Genomic DNA, 15,396 nt, shown 5'->3' on the forward strand with positions numbered 1-15,396 from the left:
GCCGGGCCCTCCGGGTCGCGGCTAGGAGTCGCTGGCGTCGATTGCCGCGATCAGCTCAGCAGTGAACCTCGAGATGGCCTCGATGTCGTCCGCGCCGTGGGTCAAGGTGAGGTACGTGTTTGGCTCCCAGCTGGCAACCTCCACGTATTCGGGCACTTCGAGCCGGGCGAGCAACTCGGCCGGGTCCGTGGTCGATGCATAGCTCAGATTGATCGCGGAGTAGGTGACCTGGATCCACCCGTCTGGAGGGAACGTGCCCTCTGCGAAGTAGTCCCGATCTCCGTTGTCGATGGCGTGGTTCAGTGCCTCGGTCAGCAGGGCGTGAATCTCTGTGGCGTTCATGCCGAGAGATTATCAGTGCGCCTCGTGAGCCTCGGCAGCTGAACCAACAGTCTGGGCGCTGGCGCCCTCGAGCCACACCCGTTTCACGTGCAACGTGTCGTCGAGCAGCACGGCGTCAGCGCGGTAGCCGGGGCGCAGCGAGCCGAGGTCGTGTGCGCGGCCGACTGCGGCTGCCGGCGTCGCGGTGAGCGCGAGGATCGCCTCCGCGAGCGGGACGCCGCACTCGGCCACGGTGTGGCGGAGGGCGGCGTCGAGTGTGAGGGTGGAACCGGCGATAGCGCCGTCGGCGACAAGACGTGCGACGCCCGCCTCGACACGCACAGGGAGCGAGCCGAGCATGTAGTCACCGTCGTGCGCGCACGCTGCGACCATCGCATCGGTGATGAGGGCGACCCTGCCGGGGGCCTCGTTGAACACGAGTCCCACGAGCGCAGGGTGCACGTGCACGCCATCGTTGATGACCTCGAGTGTGACGTGCTGCGCCTCGAATGCCGCGGCGATCGGGCCCGGGGCCCGGTGGTGCAGACCCGGCATCGCATTAAACGTGTGCGTGAGTATGCTCGCCCCCGCATCGAACGCAGCGCGGGCTTGTTCATACGTCGCGCTCGTATGCCCGACGGCGACCGCGACGCCCGCGTCGACGAAACTCGCGATCGCCGCGGAGGCGCCGGGCAGTTCTGGAGCGAGGGTGATCTGGCGAAGGGTGCCGCGCGCGGCGGCAAGCATTGCCGCAGTCTCGTCGGGCAGTGGCGACCGGAGCATCTCGGGGTCGTGCGCGCCACGGAAGCTGTCGGCGAGGAAGGGCCCCTCAAGGTGACTGCCGAGCACCCCGGGCGTGGTCTCCGTGAGGTCTGCGATCGTGGTGAGGTGCGCCAAGAGGTCGGCGGGGCGGCCAGTCACGAGTGAGAGCACGGCGCGGGTCGTGCCGTGCTCGCGGTGGGTAGCGAGCACGTTCCGGATCGCGTCGGCACCCTCCTCGTTTGCGCTGCCACCTCCGCCATGCATGTGGATGTCGATAAACCCGGGGGAGAGGGTCGACCCACTGCCGTCGACGAGGTCGCAATCGGGGCCGGCCTCGGCCGCTGCGCGTCGCCAGGAGTCTCCCGCCCCGATCTCGCGCACAGTCCCTGCCTCAAACCACACCCAGGCGTTCGCGGTCTCGGCTCCGTCGCTGACGAGCGTGACACTGTGAATGATGGTGGCTTGCATCTTGCCTCACTTCGAACGGACTGCCCAGGTCGCGAGGGCGGCGCGCAGCGGGCAGCATGCCCACAATCCATGTGATTCCGAGTTTACGGCAGGCTGCGGCTGGTAGTTTAAAGGCGTGAATTCGCTCCTCGCTCTGGCCGATCCGCTCACGCTTACCTCGACCCCGGCGCTGTTCGGCATCGACTGGCTCGACCCCGAAACCTTGCTTTCGGCGGGCGGCTGGATCGCGCTGGTGCTTGCCTGCGCATTCGTGTTTCTCGAGACCGGCGTGCTCGTGCTCGCGTTCCTCCCTGGCGACTCGCTGCTATTCACGGTCGGCCTCTTCAGTGCGACAGGCATCATCGACGTGCCGATCTGGATCACGTGCGTGCTGCTCTTCATCTTTGCGTTTGCCGGCGACCAGCTCGGGTTCACGCTCGGGCGCAAGCTCGGCCCAGCGATCTTCAACAGGCCAAAGAGCCGGTTCTTCAACCCTGAGAACGTTGAGCGCACACACGCGTTCTTTGAGAAGCACGGTCCGAAGGCGATCGTCATCGCCCGCTTCCTCCCAATCATTCGCGGATTCGTGCCCGCCGCTGCAGGCGTCGGAAACATGACGCGCAAGCACTTCATGGTCTACAACGCGATCGGCGCGCTGCTCTGGGCGGTGGGAGTGACGCTTCTCGGCTACTTCCTCGGCCAGATCCCGTTCGTGCGCGAGTACAGCGAAGTGTTCATTATCGTGCTCGTGCTGATCCCTGGTATCCCGATCCTGATCGAGATCTGGCGCGCGTTCGCGAGCTGGCGTCGCAAGCGCAGGGGCGCGGCCTCCGATGAGGCGACCGACGCCGCATAGCTAGTCCGCAGCGGTTCGCTGGGTTTTCTGGGCATACCCCTTGCGCTCATCGAGAATAGGCGTAACATACAACCAAATGGTTGTAGTAGCAGAGTATTCAGACGAAGCGGTGGACAGGCTCTTCCGGGCCCTTGCTGACGCCACGCGACGCGACATCGTGCGCAGAACGCTAGCAAGTGAGCTCTCGGTGTCAGACCTCGCGGGCGACTACGAGATGTCATTCGCGGCGGTGCAGAAGCACGTCGCGGTGCTCGAAGCCGCCGACCTCGTCGCGAAGATTCCGCGCGGGAGGGAGCGCATCGTGAGGGCGAAACCCGAGACCATTCGCCGAGCCAGAGAGCTGCTCGGGCACTTCGAACAGCTCTGGCGCGGCCGCATCGACAGGCTCGATGCGCTACTCGCCGAAGATGGCGAACAGTCGCCTTCCGACCCCTCTTGAGAGGAACACCGAAATGCCAATCACCGCAGTTACACAGGACGCCGAAGCGCTCACGCTGACAGTTGTCGCTGACTTCACTGTGCCTGTCCGCAGGCTCTGGGATGCGTACCTCGACCCCCGTCAGATCGAACGCTTCTGGGGGCCGCCAACATACCCGGCAACCTTCACACGCCACGACGGCTACCCGGGCGGCGTTAGCAACTACCGAATGACGGGGCCCGAGGGCGAGATCAGCGCGGGGTACTGGAAGTGGGTGGCAGTGAACGAAGGCACCTCGTTTGAGGTGCGCGACGGCTTCGCGAGCGAGGACGGCGAGCCAAACACCGCGATGCCAGATATGCGAATGGTGTTCGAGTTTGCAGAGACCGCCCTCGGGTCTCGGCTCACGACCACCACGTTCTTTAACACCATCGAGGAGCTCGAACAGCTCCGCGCGATGGGCATGGAAGAGGGGATGCGCCAGGCGATGGCGCAGATCGACGCTGTCGTCGAAGACCTCACCGCATTCGCCGTCGGGTCGGGTACCGAGCTGCAGCTCATCGGCGACACCCAAGCCCGGACGAGCAGAATCGTTCGCGGCACAGTCGAGCAGGTCTGGCGAGCTCATCACGATGCAGACATGCTGCGCCGGTGGCAGCTCGGCCCCGACGGCTGGTCGATGCCAGTGTGCGAGGTCGCCACGGCCGTCGGTGAGCGGCACCGCACCGAGTGGGTGTCAGACGACGGTGAGCAGCGCTTCGGGTTCACAGGAACCGTGCTCGAGATCGAACCACCGCGTCGCTCGGTGACGACCGAGGCGATGTTCACCCCCGAAGATCCCGACGCGGCGCAGAGCCCGGTGACGAGGAACGAGCTCACGCTCATCCCTGTAGCTGGCGGGACTCTCGTGTCGCTGCTCATCACCTACCCAGACACGGCGACCCGCGAGATGATTCTCTCGACAGGCATGGCTGACGGGATGGAGACGAGCTACGCGCGGCTCGACGACGAGCTAGCGGGGCACTAACAACAGCGTGAAGACTCGGGCGGCCTGCTGCAGCGCATCGCGGGCCGCCCGCGCTCCCGTGGCTTCGCGCTCTCGCGGAACCAGCCATACTCTCAGCGAGCAATCCGCTACACGGAGTATCCTGAGGAATTGTGCTGACCGAGCTTGAAACTTACTCAACGATCGCGCTGTATTCAGGCATGATCGTGTACGCGATCGCGTTTGTCTTCTACGTGGTTGACCTTGCGAACCGAAGCGGCGATGCAGAGCTCGCAGCGGCCTCCCCTGCGGCGGGCGTGAAGGCCGTCGCAGGCGGCACCACAACACTCACGAAGCCCCGCCAGAAGGCACCGGCCGCAGCACCCCGGTCGCGCTGGCTGCGCGCGGGCTTTGCACTCACCGTGCTCGGCTTTGCGCTGCACCTCGTCGCGACAGTGCTGCGCGGCATCGCTGCTGACCGGGTCCCGTGGGCGAACATGTATGAGTTCGCGCTCACTGCGACGGTTGCGGTCGTCGGCATCTTTCTGATCGTCCAGTTCTTCGTTGACCTGCGATTCCTCGGCACCCTCGTAACCGGGCTCACGCTCGTGTTCCTCGGGGTAGCGAAGGTCAACTACTACGTCGAGATCGTGCCGCTCGTGCCGGCGCTTGACTCGTACTGGCTTGTCATCCACATCATCGTCGCTGTGCTCGCGGTCGGGTTCTTCACGCTCTCGTTCGGTCTCTCGATTCTGCAACTCCTGCAGGCGCGTCGTGCGAGCTACCTCAAGGCAGGGCAGACGAACTCGCTCGCGTTCATGGGCGGGTTCCCGAACCAGGTTCGCCTCGAGGATCTCGCCTACCGTCTCGCGATCATCGGCTTCGCGTTCTGGACATTCACGCTTATCGCCGGTTCGATCTGGGCCGAGGCGGCTTGGAGCCGCTACTGGGGCTGGGACGTGAAGGAAGTCTGGACCTTCATCATCTGGGTCCTCTACGCGGGCTTCATTCACGCCCGTGCGACGCGCGGCTGGCGCGGCACGCGCTCGGCGTGGCTGAACATCGTCTCCTACGCCGCCGTGATCTTCAACTTCTCGGTCGTGAACGTGTTCTTCAAGGGCCTGCACGCCTACTCGGGTCTGTAAAGATCACGGGGGTTTGGCGGCTAGCCTTCTCATGGCTTGCGGCCTGCCGGCTCCTCGCCTGCGGCCTGCCGGTCTGCCCACTCCTAGCTTGTGACTAGCCTCCTCCAAGCACGCACTTAGACTTCGGCCACAATTGGCTCCGAGGCACGAGCCTGTCAGCAGTAAGCCATGAGATCGGCAGTAGCAATCCCTACTCCTGCGCAGGAGGGCATGTCTTCTGCAGATCTCATGGCTTGCGGCTGAAGGGTGGCCGCGGAGCCCCGGCGGGCAGGGATGGAGACCCGAAAGGCAGCCGTGGAGCCCCGACGGGCGGGCGCGGAACCCGAACGAGCCAGCTCGCCCCGCCGCCCCTACTTGCCGTTCACGACGGGGAACGTGCCAGTCGGCGTCTCGCCGTCATCGTAGACATCGTTGGGGGAGCCGATGATCTTCGCGTCTGGCGTGCCGACGACGTCGAGATCCTTCCCCGGGTAATCGAACTTCGCGAGTACCCAACGCATCGCCTCGAGGCGGGCGCGCTTCTTGTCGTTTGACTTCACAACGGTCCACGGAGCGTGAGGCGTGTCTGTGTAGAAGAACATTGCCTCCTTCGCGCGTGTGTAGTCGTCCCACTTGTCGAGGCTCGCGAGGTCGGTGGGCGACAGCTTCCACTGCTTCACCTTGTCTTGTGAACGTGACGTGAAGCGTGCGCGCTGCTCGGCCTTGCCGACTGAGAACCAGAACTTGACGAGGTGGATGCCCGAGTTCACGAGCAGCTCCTCAAAGTCAGGCGCTGACCGAGTGAACTCGAGGTACTGCTGCGGAGTGCAGTAGCCCATGACGCGCTCGACGCCCGCACGGTTGTACCAAGAGCGGTCAAACATCACGATCTCACCCGCGGCTGGGAGGTGCGCGACGTAGCGCTGGAAGTACCACTGGGTCTGCTCGCGGTCAGTGGGGATCTCGAGCGCGACCACGCGCGCGCCGCGCGGGTTCATGTGCTCGGTGAACCGCTTGATCGCCCCGCCCTTGCCTGCGGCGTCGCGGCCCTCGAACACGATGACGATCTTCTCGCCGGACTCCTTGACCCACGCCTGCAGTTTGAGCAGCTCGATCTGCAGCTTGCGCTTGGTCTTTTCGTATTCTTTGCGGCCGAGTTTCTCGTCGTACGGATAGCCGTGACGCCATGGCGCATTAGCCGAGTCGTCGTCAGCCTCGTCAGATCCGAGGAGCTCCTCGAGCTCGTCAATCTCGGGGGTGATATCGACCTGGCCGGCATCTGCCATGTCGAACTCGGGTGTCGGATTGTTGGGCTGATCGCTCATCGCGCTCCTTGTCTGTAGAGACCTGGCGCTTAAATCATCCCACGAAGCGCGATATGGCCTGGGTTGCCTCGCGAAGTTTCTCTTGCGCGACTTCGCCGCCCTCTTCGGCGGCCGAGGCGACGCAGTGACGGAGGTGGTCGTCGAGTAGCGACAGGGCTACGCGCTCGAGCGCCTTTGTTGCGGCTGAGACCTGGGTGAGGATGTCGATGCAGTACTTGTCTTCTTCGACCATGCGGTGCACTCCGCGCACCTGGCCCTCGGCGCGACGCAGTCGCTTGAGCAGGTCTTCTTTGTGCCCAATGTAGCCGTGCTCGTGCCCGTCGGGGACGTGTTCCTGCTGCTCACCCATACGAGCACTTTACCCTGCTGGCGGGGTGGGTGGCTGCGCGGTGGAGCCGCCAGTCCCCTTGCCGCGTGAGCTGCGCACGAGCTGCACAGCGCCGCCGATGACGAGGATCGCGACGGCGCCCCACACTGCCATGTACATTGGCCATTCTCCGCTCGCGATGCGCTCGCCGATAAGCAGCGATGCGACGACGAGCAGAGCGGGCTCGAGGTAGCTCATAAGACCGAAAATGCTGATACTCAAGAAGCGGGAAGCGAGGAGATAGCAGATGAGCGCGAAGCCGCTCCAGAGCGCGAAGACAGGGCCGAGCCACAGCAGGGCGGGGTTCTCGTCGAGGGTGCGCCCGTTTGTGACTTCCGCAACAACGAGCCAGACGGCCACGGGGGCGAGCACGAGAAACTCCCAGAACATGCCGCCAAGGTGGTTGATGTTCAGTGCACGGCGCAGCACGAAGTAGACGGGGTAGCCGAGCGCGACGAGCAGCGTCTCCCACGACACCGAACCGACGCGAACGATCTCCCACGCGACGCCAACTGCTGCGACGCCTGCTGCGAGCCAGTGCCACCAGAGGAGCGTGTCGCGGTACAGGAAGCGGCCCACAATCACGAGGATGAGCGGCAGCAGGAAGTACCCAAGCGCGACGTGGAGGCCGCGGCCGTGCAGGGGAGCCCAGCTGAACACCCACAGCTGCGCCGCGACGAGCAGACCGCAGATCAGGATCGGTACGATGAGGAGCGGCTTTCGCCGCAGTCGTGCCCAAATGTCGGCGATGAGCTGCTGCTGGCGGAATGCAGCAAGCGTCAGCAGAATCAGCGGCAGCGTGAAGAGGTTTCTGATACCCCACAGGGACTCGGCCGATGCGGGCGCGAGTTTTGGCGTAATGAAGTAGATTCCGGCAAAGCACAGCGACGAGATGACCGAGACAATGAGCCCACGCTCGGTTGCTGAACGACCCGGGGATGCCCCGCCAGAAAACGACTTAGAGGTCGATCGCCCCAATGACTTCTCCGTAAGGGGTTTCGCCTACGGGTGTGAAGCCGATGTGCAGGAAGAATTCTTCGGGGCCTTCGGCGCCGCGTTCCCAGAGCACGGTGAGGCGGCCGACCTCGCGACGCCTCGCCTCTTCGATGAGCGCATTGACCGCGAAGGTGCCAACGCCCTGGCCCTGAACGTCAGCTTCGACGTTGATGCGCCACAGCGCCGCGCGGAACTCCTCCTGCGGCGCGTCTGGGTCGAAATTGCCGTGGATGAACCCGACGACCTTGTCATCGAGCAGTACGACTCGCTGCCACGCGCTGTCCTGCGGGGTGACCGCGGCGGCCGCAGCGTAGGAGACGGGCGTGATGAACTGTTCCTGGCCGGGCTTCAGGCCAAGGGTGTTCACCGCAACGATTGTCGCTGCAGAGAGTTCTTCTAGTCGCAGTTCACTCATACCAACAGGCTACCCTGCGAACCCGTCTGCGCAACTGTGACTAATCATTTACTGCAATTGCTGCGCCGATTGCCGCCGCTGGGGAATCCTCGGGGAGTACCTGCAGGCGCTCTGGGAACCGCAGCGCCGCAATAAATTCGGAGGCCGCGGCCCACTCGCTCAGCTGTGCGCGAATCCCATCGAACAACGGCGCACCCAGGAGGCGGAGGCCGCCGCCGACGACGAACGCGCCTGGGTTGACTGTCAGCCCGAGCACGCGGATCGTCTGCGCTGCGCCCTCAATGAGGTAGGCAAGGGCTTGCTGTGCGTCAGCGTCACCCGCAGCGACGGCTGCGTTGAGCGTGCGGCCGGGGTGCTCGCCTCCCGCAGGCCAGTACGCCTTTAACGCCGAACCACTTGCGACGGTCTCCAGGCATCCGAGCTGCCCGCAGGGGCACGCGCGCATGCGCGGGTCGACGGCGAGGTGACCGATCTCGCCGGCGTAGCCGTCCGCGCCGCGAACCGGCACGCCATCGACTGTGACGCCGGCCGCAAGCCCGGTTCCCAGGTTCAGATAGGCGACGGTGCCGTCGAGCCGCATGATTGCTGCAGCGCCGATCGCGGCGGCTGTCACATCGTTGTCGACCGATACTGGCATGTTGACGATGCGCGAGAGTTCGGGGCCCAGCGCGAGCGACGAGAGGCCCATGTTGTACGCGTTGCGCACAGTTCCAGTGGCGCGATCGACCTGGCCGGGGATCCCGATCCCGACACCGGCGAACTCTGTTCGCGAGATCCCAGAATCGCCGACGAGGCTGGCGACGATGTCACCACTCGCCTGGAGCACGCCTAAGGGCCCGGGGACCGTGGGAACGAGGGCGCGGGCGACGATCTCGCCAGCAGGATCGAGCGCGATGCCCTCGATCTTCGTGCCGCCGATGTCGAGGCCGATGCGCGGAGCGGGTGTCATGAGGGGGTGCTTTCGAGAAGATCAATCAGCGCCGCGCCGACAAGTGCGGAGGAGCCATACGTTGCAAGTTCAGCGTAGTGCGTCGAGTCCTCACTGGGCGCGGGGGCCGCTGGCCAGCCCATTTCCACGACGAGCACCGGGGTACCGACTGCACGAAGCGCCTCAATCCGCGCAAGCACTTCGGCCGCACGATGCAGCTCGCGGCCGATGACGATCACGCCATCGCTTGGGTACGCCTCGCTCGGGTCGAACTGCGCGCGCGCACCGAACGCCGCCGCTGCGGCTGCCTGGCCGGGAAATGGCGTCTCCGCGGCCGCGAAAGGCCCCCACGGCGCGAAGCCGACAGCCATGTTCGCTTCGGAATTAACGCGCAGCACGGCTGCACTCGGGTGCTCGCGCGCCCAGCGCCCAGCTGCGTCAGCGCCGTCGAAGGACGCGGCGACGCGTTTTAGTTCGGCTTCGGTGATTGCCTCGCGTGGTTCGCCGCCGTCGGGTGAGCCCGCGGTAGCGCTCGCTAGCGGTCCCGCCGTCGCACCGAGCGTGCGCACGCGGTGCGCGGCGTCGGCGATCCTGTCGGCACCGAGCCTGCCTTCCGCGACCGCCGCTGCGACGTGCGTCACGATCTCGGTCAGCTGCTCGTGAGTCGTATCGACACCGACGCAGAGCAGGTCGCAGCCGGCGGTGAGCGCGCGCACGGCTGCCTCGGGGATGCCGATCTCGCCGCTTGCTCCCTGCATGTCGAGCGCGTCAGAGACGATGACGCCCGTAAAGCCGAGCTCGCCGCGGAGCAGATCCTGCAGGATCAGCGAGCTGAACGTCGCGGGCACGGCGCTGTCGAGCGCAGTGAGCACAATGTGTGACGTCATCACGCTGCGGGCGCCGGCGGCGAACGCGGCGCCGAACGGCGGCAGATCACGCTCGCCGAGGAGCTCACGCGATGCGGTGACAGTCGGAAGCTCGTGGTGTGAGTCCTGCCCCGTGTCGCCGTGGCCAGGGAAGTGTTTCGGGCAGGCGACCGCGCCCTCACCCTCGAGACCGCGCACCCACGCCGCCACGTGGCGGGAGGCGAGTTCGGGCGTCGGACCGAAGCTTCGTGTCCCGATCACTGGGTTCAACGGGTTGCTGTTCACGTCGGCGACAGGCCCGAGCGCCAGATTGAAACCCGCGCTCAAGATCTCGCGGGCGACACGTCGGCCGATCTCCTCTGAATACGCCTCGTCGTTGACGCGGCCGAGCACGGCCGCACCTGGGTACGGCGATCCTTCGAGGTAGCTCAGCCGGGTCACCTCGCCGCCCTCTTCGTCGATCGCGAGGAGGGCGTGTGGCGCGAGCTCGCGAAGCGCGAGTCCGAGCGAGCGCAGCTGCTCGCGGTCGCGCACGTTGTTGCCGTAGACGCACGCCGACGCAAGGCCCGCGTCGAATGCCTCCGAGAGCCAGGCGGGCGGCTCGAAGCCGACAAAGCCGGGCATAAGCGTCGCGAGGATGTCGCGTTCGAGCTCGCTCATCCCTTCACCGCCCCGCTCACGAGACCGCTCGTCATGCGGCCCTGCACAAACATGAAGAAGATGATGACTGGCACGGCGACGAGCGTCGACGCGGCCATGACCTGGCCCCAATCGATCGCTGTGCTCGCCGACTGCTGGATGAAGCCGCGCAGCCAGAGCGGCAGCGTCTTGTTGTCTGCGTCAAGCAGCACGAGGGCGACAGTGAACTCGTTCCAGGCCTGCAAGAAGGCGTAGATGCCGCTCGCGACGAGGCCAGGCGCGAGCAGCGGGAACGTGATGCGCAGGAACGCCTGGGTGCGGCTCAGGCCATCGACCATCGCGGCCTCCTCGAGGTCCGCTGGGATGCCAGCGACGAAGCCGCGGAGCATCCAGATCGTGAACGGCACGACGGCCGCGATATAGATGATGCTCACGCCGATGATCGAGTTGAGCAGCCCGAGGCCAGCCATGAGCTTGTACTGGGCGATGAACATGCCCTCTGCTGGCAGCATCTGGATGAACAGCACGGCGAGCACAAAACTGCGGCGGCCCTTGAACCTGAAGCGGCTGATCGCGAGCGCGGCGAGGAACGCGAAGATGAGGCACACGACGACAACGATCGCCGCGATCGACACGCTGATGCCGAGGGCTTTGAAGAATGAACCGTCAGCGATGACTGCCTGGAAGTTCTTGAGGGAGCCGCCGAACGGGAGGAGCGTCGGCCTCGTCTTCTCGAGGACGACATTCGGCAGCAAAGCCGAGTTCACCATCCAGTAGACGGGGAACGCCCAGACAACGGCGAGCAGGACGCCGACGACGTTGAGCACGATTCGCCACGGTTTGCCTGTGCGAAGGCGGCCGCGCGCGGAGACGATCTCGACGGGGGCCGTCATCGTGGTGGTTCGGGGTGCGGAACCCGCGAGTGAGGCCTGGCTCATGACTCGTCGTCCTCCTTGATGAGATTACGGACGTACGCCCAGCTCAGCGCGATTGTGAGCAGCAGCACGAAGATTGACATGGCGCTAGCCATTGCGAAGTCTGAGGAGCCAACGCCGAGCTGGTAGATGTAGGTGCCGAGCACGTCGGTCTTTGACGCGATCGAGCCGCGGTCCTGCAGCAGCTTGATCTGCGTGAAGACGCGAAGGTCCCAGATGATCTGCAGCAGCATGACGATGCCGAGGATCGGCTTGATGATCGGCACGATGATGAGGCGGAGGCGCTGCCATGGGCTCGCGCCGTCCATCTGCGCGGCCTCGAGCACCTCACCCGGAACCTGGGTGAGCCCAGCGTAGACCGAGAACGCGACGAATGGCACGCTCATCCAGACGACGATGATGAGGGCGACAGCGAAGAAGCTGAGGGGCTCCTGCAGCCAGTTGTGGCCGTTGAAGGGGAGCCCGAGGTTTGTGAGCAGCCAGTTGACGAGGCCGCGGCGCCAGTCAAAGATCCAGTTCCAGATTGTCATTGCTGCGACCACTGGCGTTGCCCAGGCGAGCAACAGAGCAATCTGCAACGTGAGGCGAACGCTCTTGGAAGTCGCCTGCATGAGCAGCGCGAGGCCGATGCCGACGACCATCGTCACCGTGGCAGCGGCGAGGCAGAACAGCACGGAGCGCAGCACCACGAACCACGTTGTCGGGTTGCTGAAGAGCGTTGCGTAGTTCTCGAACCAGACCCACTCGGGCGGTGCACCGAACTGCTGGGCGAGCCCGAACTGCTGCATCGAGGTGATGAGCTGCCAGATCACGGGGTACGCCATCGCGAGGAGCACGATGATGCTTGCTGGCAGCAGCAGCATGTAGGGGGCGAGGCGGCGGCGGGGCTTCCGGGGGGCTGGGGCCGTGTGATCCGACGCGGCGGTGCTCTCGCGTGTTCCCGTGCCGACCGGTGGAGCTGTGTCGACGCTCATCGCGGTTCTCCTTGAAACGTTTGGGGGTGTGGACGGGGGCCCGCAGCTGTCGTGCGGGCCCCCGGTGCCGACGTTACTTCTGGTTGAGCAGTGCGTCGAGCTGTGCGTTGGTGTCCTGAGCGAGCTGCTTCAGGTCCTTCGCGTCGCGGATCTTGGAGAAGAACTCCTCCATGATGTTCTTCGACTCGATTGCAGCCCAGCCGGGTGCGGCGGGGGTGAGCTTCGAGTTCGACGCCGACTCGATGAGCGCCTTCGCGAACTGGTCTGAACCGAGCGAATCAGCGAAGTCCGAGTTCGCCGGGCCGAGGCCCTTCTCGCCGAGCATCGTCTGGTACTCCTCGGAGTAGATGATGCGCATGAGATCCTTGGCGAGCTCAGGGTTCTGAGTCTTCGCCGAGATGCCGATGTTCGAGCCGCCTGCGAAGACGGGGGCAGGCTTGCCGTCGTTGCCCGGCAGTACGAGGGTCGCGAACGTATCGTCGTTCCACTCGCGTGCGGGCTCGCCCTTATCGTTGGTGACGAGGTCGCCGATCGACCAGTGTGCCCAGCCCGGAGCCATGATTGTGGCCGCCGCGAGCGAGAGGTCCTCGGTCACGTTGCCGTCCTCATCCTTCACCTGGTCGGAGTCGTTGAGGTACTGGTACTGGTTCGCGTCCTTCATGTCGTTCGGAGCGTTCGACGCGTTGTTGTAGAGATCCTGCAGCTGCTCGAGGCCCTTGAGTGCCTCGGGCGAATCGAGGGTCGCAACCCACTTGCCGTCCTTGAACTCTGCGATCTCGCCGCCGTTCGCGAAGATCCACGAGATGCCGTCGCGCCAATCCTGGCCGCCGAGGAAGAAGCCCGAGAAGTTGTCGATGCCCTTCGGGTTTGCCTTGGTGATCGCCTTGACCGACTCGTTGAACTCGTCGAGCGATGCCGGTGTGATGCTCTGACCTGCGGCATCCCAGACGTCCTTACGGAGGAACGTGTAGCGCGAACCGAAGTAGTAGGGGAGCGTGTAGTTCTTGCCCTCAACGGCTCCAACCTCGACGAACGAGGGGAGCAGCTTGTCGCCGCCGAGCTCGTCGTACATGTCGCTGATGTCGAGGAACGCGCCCGCGTTTGTGAATGCCGGCGATTGGGTGTTGCCAATCTCGGTCACATCGGGGGTGTTCTTCTCGTCGGGAAGCTTCGTGGTGAGGTTCGTGATGATGTCGCCCCAGCCCTGCTCCTGGATCTTGAGCGTCGCGCCGGTCTTCTCGTTGAACTCGGTTGCGAGGTACTCGCGAAGCTCGGGCGGGGTGTCACCGCCAATAACCCACATCGTCAGGGTCTTGTCGCTGTTGTTGCCGCTGTCGCCACCCGACGCAGCCGGGCTGCACCCGGCAAGGACGAGAGTCGAAGCCATAGCCGCTGCTGCGAGGCCAACGAGCTTTCTCTTCATTGTTGTGTTCCTTTCGGTGTGCGACTCGGCGGTGGCCGAGACGCGGGTTCGTGTCTTCATCGATACGTGTTGTGTGACTGGGAGTGTGTGTGGCGTCGGGGCTAGCTCACGCCGAGGCGTTCGCGCAGCACGATGGCTGCCGCGCCGCGCAGGATCAGGTCCTCACCTTGGCTACTCGCCCGGATCACGAGCGTGTCGTGCGAATCGGGCATGGTGCGGCGGGTGAGGATCTCGAATGCGGCGTCGGCGAGGGTGCCGCCGACGAGCTCGGGCGGACCCGAGAGGACGATCTCGGCGAGGTTGAGCATGCCGATGACTGGGGCGAGCGCGACGCCGAGCCGGTTGCCGGCTTCGCGGAGCACAGCCTCGCGGCCTTCGGGCCCCGCTTCGGCGAGCGCGCGGGAGAGCGTTGGAACTGAGAGCCAGTGCTCGAGCACCTGCTCGCGTGCGTAGGGTGCGTCAATGCCGAGGTCGGTGCCGACCATGACCTGGCCGATCTCACCTGAGGCGAACTTGCTGCCAGGCACGCTGCGGCCACCGAGCATGATGCCAGCGCCGACGCCGTAGCCGATTCGTACGAGGGCGAAGTCTTCACTCGTGTCGCCGAAGCTGTACTCGGCGAGCGCGGCAACGTTTGCGTCGTTGCCGATCGAGGTCGCCAGCCCGGTGCGCTCCATGAGGATGCGCTTGAGGGGGAGGCCTTCCCAGTCGAAGTTGGGCGCCACGCGCACAACCCCGTCGTCGTCGACAACGCCCGGGGTGCCGACGCCGAGACCGAGGATAGGGATTTCGCTCGCGTCTCGCAGGGTGAGGGCGAGGTCTACGACGAGTTCGCAGGCTGCGTCGCCGGTGACTGCGTTGCCGGCCGAGTCGAATCGCGGCGCCTCGACGCGCGCGAGCGTGCGTCCTGCAAGGTCGATAACGGCGCCGCGGAGCAACTTGTCGTCTGAGAGGTCGAGCGCGACGATCGCGTGGGAGCTGCGAGCGAGGTCGACAAGGATCGCTGGCTTTCCTGGCCTGTGGGACTCCTGCTGACCGAGCTCCTCGATGAGGCCTTCACCTATGAGCTCGGCGACGAGGCCCGAGATCGTGACCTTGGTGAGCTGGGTCGTTCGAGCGATGTCTGCGCGGCTGAGCGGGCCAGAGATGTAGAGCGTCTGCAGCACGAGCGTGCGGTTGTGGAGCTTCGTGTCTCCAGGGGTTGCCTTCGCCGCAACCCTGAGATCGCGGGCCCGGCGTGGGTTCATCGCCCATGCAGTGGCGCCCGCGGGACGCGTCGTTACGTGCTTCATATTGGTTAGTAAAGCTAATGAACTAAATAAACGCAAGTCAAGCGGCAAAGTTTTTTTGACGCCACAACGCGAGCGGCGCCCGCGGCACGCGTTTTTGGCCAAGTGAACAGGAAGTTACCCCGGGGCCCGGCTGGCCAGCATGTATAGACAACTTTGGTGATGGCCGCGAGCGTCCTGGCGTGTGGACTGGCGTGTGCGCTGTCCGCCCGCGGCGTGTGCGGCCCCCGAGTCGAGTCCGTGCGAGCAATGTTGCCGTCACATGACTTTTGGGTAACGGGTCTGGCGGGCCGCATTTGGCGCTGCCTAGGCTGCGAGAAGGGCAC

At 65.1% G+C, this 15,396-nt stretch carries 16 protein-coding genes; 4 read left to right on the forward strand and 12 right to left on the reverse strand.

Annotation, left to right across the window (positions count from 1 at the left end; translation table 11 throughout):
- Nucleotides 1–21: 21 nt before the first annotated feature.
- Both KI794_RS01605 and KI794_RS01610 read right to left on the reverse strand, forming a co-directional pair.
- Nucleotides 22–342, reverse strand: a complete 321-nt coding sequence (locus tag KI794_RS01605; RefSeq protein WP_119281680.1) for a hypothetical protein — start codon at nucleotides 340–342, stop codon at nucleotides 22–24.
- A 12-nt stretch (nucleotides 343–354) separates the two neighbouring features.
- A complete protein-coding gene (locus KI794_RS01610) occupies nucleotides 355–1,551 on the reverse strand; it encodes an N-acetylglucosamine-6-phosphate deacetylase (protein ID WP_255808875.1) in 1,197 nt (398 codons plus the stop codon).
- Nucleotides 1,552–1,666: 115 nt separating this feature from the next.
- Here KI794_RS01610 and KI794_RS01615 point away from each other — a divergent pair, with 115 nt between their 5' ends.
- From KI794_RS01615 to ccsB, 4 genes are all read left to right on the forward strand, one after another.
- Nucleotides 1,667–2,386 carry a VTT domain-containing protein gene (locus tag KI794_RS01615; RefSeq protein WP_255808876.1) on the forward strand — a complete coding sequence of 240 codons (720 nt, stop codon included), beginning with the start codon at nucleotides 1,667–1,669 and terminating at the stop codon, nucleotides 2,384–2,386.
- A gap of 76 nt (nucleotides 2,387–2,462) precedes the next feature.
- A complete protein-coding gene (locus tag KI794_RS01620; RefSeq protein ID WP_119281678.1) occupies nucleotides 2,463–2,825 on the forward strand; it encodes an ArsR/SmtB family transcription factor in 363 nt (120 codons plus the stop codon).
- A 13-nt stretch (nucleotides 2,826–2,838) separates the two neighbouring features.
- Nucleotides 2,839–3,831 carry an SRPBCC family protein gene (locus KI794_RS01625; protein WP_119281677.1) on the forward strand — a complete coding sequence of 331 codons (993 nt, stop codon included), beginning with the start codon at nucleotides 2,839–2,841 and terminating at the stop codon, nucleotides 3,829–3,831.
- Between the two features lie 179 nt (nucleotides 3,832–4,010).
- Nucleotides 4,011–4,934, forward strand: a complete 924-nt coding sequence (ccsB, locus tag KI794_RS01630; protein WP_255809798.1) for a c-type cytochrome biogenesis protein CcsB — start codon at nucleotides 4,011–4,013, stop codon at nucleotides 4,932–4,934.
- A gap of 350 nt (nucleotides 4,935–5,284) precedes the next feature.
- Here ccsB and ppk2 read toward each other — a convergent pair whose 3' ends face one another.
- The 10 genes from ppk2 to KI794_RS01680 all read right to left on the reverse strand — a co-directional run bounded on the left by ppk2 (nucleotide 5,285) and on the right by KI794_RS01680 (nucleotide 15,073).
- Nucleotides 5,285–6,238, reverse strand: coding sequence for a polyphosphate kinase 2 (gene ppk2 / locus KI794_RS01635; protein WP_119281676.1), 954 nt, complete (start codon nucleotides 6,236–6,238; stop codon nucleotides 5,285–5,287).
- A 34-nt stretch (nucleotides 6,239–6,272) separates the two neighbouring features.
- Complete coding sequence (locus KI794_RS01640) at nucleotides 6,273–6,587, reverse strand: metal-sensitive transcriptional regulator (RefSeq protein ID WP_119281675.1); 315 nt, start codon at nucleotides 6,585–6,587, stop codon at nucleotides 6,273–6,275.
- A gap of 9 nt (nucleotides 6,588–6,596) precedes the next feature.
- Nucleotides 6,597–7,583: an EamA family transporter RarD gene (rarD, locus tag KI794_RS01645; protein WP_255808877.1), complete on the reverse strand. Its 987-nt coding sequence runs from the start codon at nucleotides 7,581–7,583 to the stop codon at nucleotides 6,597–6,599.
- The gene (locus tag KI794_RS01650) at nucleotides 7,564–8,016 is read right to left on the reverse strand and encodes a GNAT family N-acetyltransferase (RefSeq protein ID WP_119281673.1); all 453 of its coding nucleotides are present in this window, start codon (nucleotides 8,014–8,016) and stop codon (nucleotides 7,564–7,566) included. The genes rarD and KI794_RS01650 overlap by 20 nt, the downstream gene beginning before the upstream one ends.
- Before the next feature lie 40 nt (nucleotides 8,017–8,056).
- Nucleotides 8,057–8,965: an ROK family protein gene (locus KI794_RS01655; protein ID WP_255808878.1), complete on the reverse strand. Its 909-nt coding sequence runs from the start codon at nucleotides 8,963–8,965 to the stop codon at nucleotides 8,057–8,059.
- Nucleotides 8,962–10,470, reverse strand: coding sequence for a glycoside hydrolase family 3 protein (locus KI794_RS01660; protein WP_119281671.1), 1,509 nt, complete (start codon nucleotides 10,468–10,470; stop codon nucleotides 8,962–8,964). Before KI794_RS01660 ends, KI794_RS01655 begins: the two co-directional genes overlap by 4 nt.
- Nucleotides 10,467–11,387 (reverse strand): carbohydrate ABC transporter permease, encoded by a 921-nt coding sequence (locus KI794_RS01665; RefSeq protein WP_370647838.1) that lies wholly within the window; start codon nucleotides 11,385–11,387, stop codon nucleotides 10,467–10,469. Before KI794_RS01665 ends, KI794_RS01660 begins: the two co-directional genes overlap by 4 nt.
- Entirely contained in the window at nucleotides 11,384–12,247 is an 864-nt protein-coding gene (locus KI794_RS01670; protein WP_255809800.1) for a carbohydrate ABC transporter permease, read from the reverse strand. The genes KI794_RS01665 and KI794_RS01670 overlap by 4 nt, the downstream gene beginning before the upstream one ends.
- A gap of 184 nt (nucleotides 12,248–12,431) precedes the next feature.
- On the reverse strand, nucleotides 12,432–13,781 hold the full coding sequence (locus tag KI794_RS01675) for an extracellular solute-binding protein (protein ID WP_119281669.1): 1,350 nt from the start codon (nucleotides 13,779–13,781) through the stop codon (nucleotides 12,432–12,434).
- A gap of 101 nt (nucleotides 13,782–13,882) precedes the next feature.
- Nucleotides 13,883–15,073, reverse strand: coding sequence for an ROK family transcriptional regulator (locus KI794_RS01680; RefSeq protein WP_255808880.1), 1,191 nt, complete (start codon nucleotides 15,071–15,073; stop codon nucleotides 13,883–13,885).
- Nucleotides 15,074–15,396: the final 323 nt, after the last annotated feature.

This window comes from Leucobacter aridicollis, assembly GCF_024399335.1.
Classification (GTDB): domain Bacteria; phylum Actinomycetota; class Actinomycetes; order Actinomycetales; family Microbacteriaceae; genus Leucobacter; species Leucobacter aridicollis_A.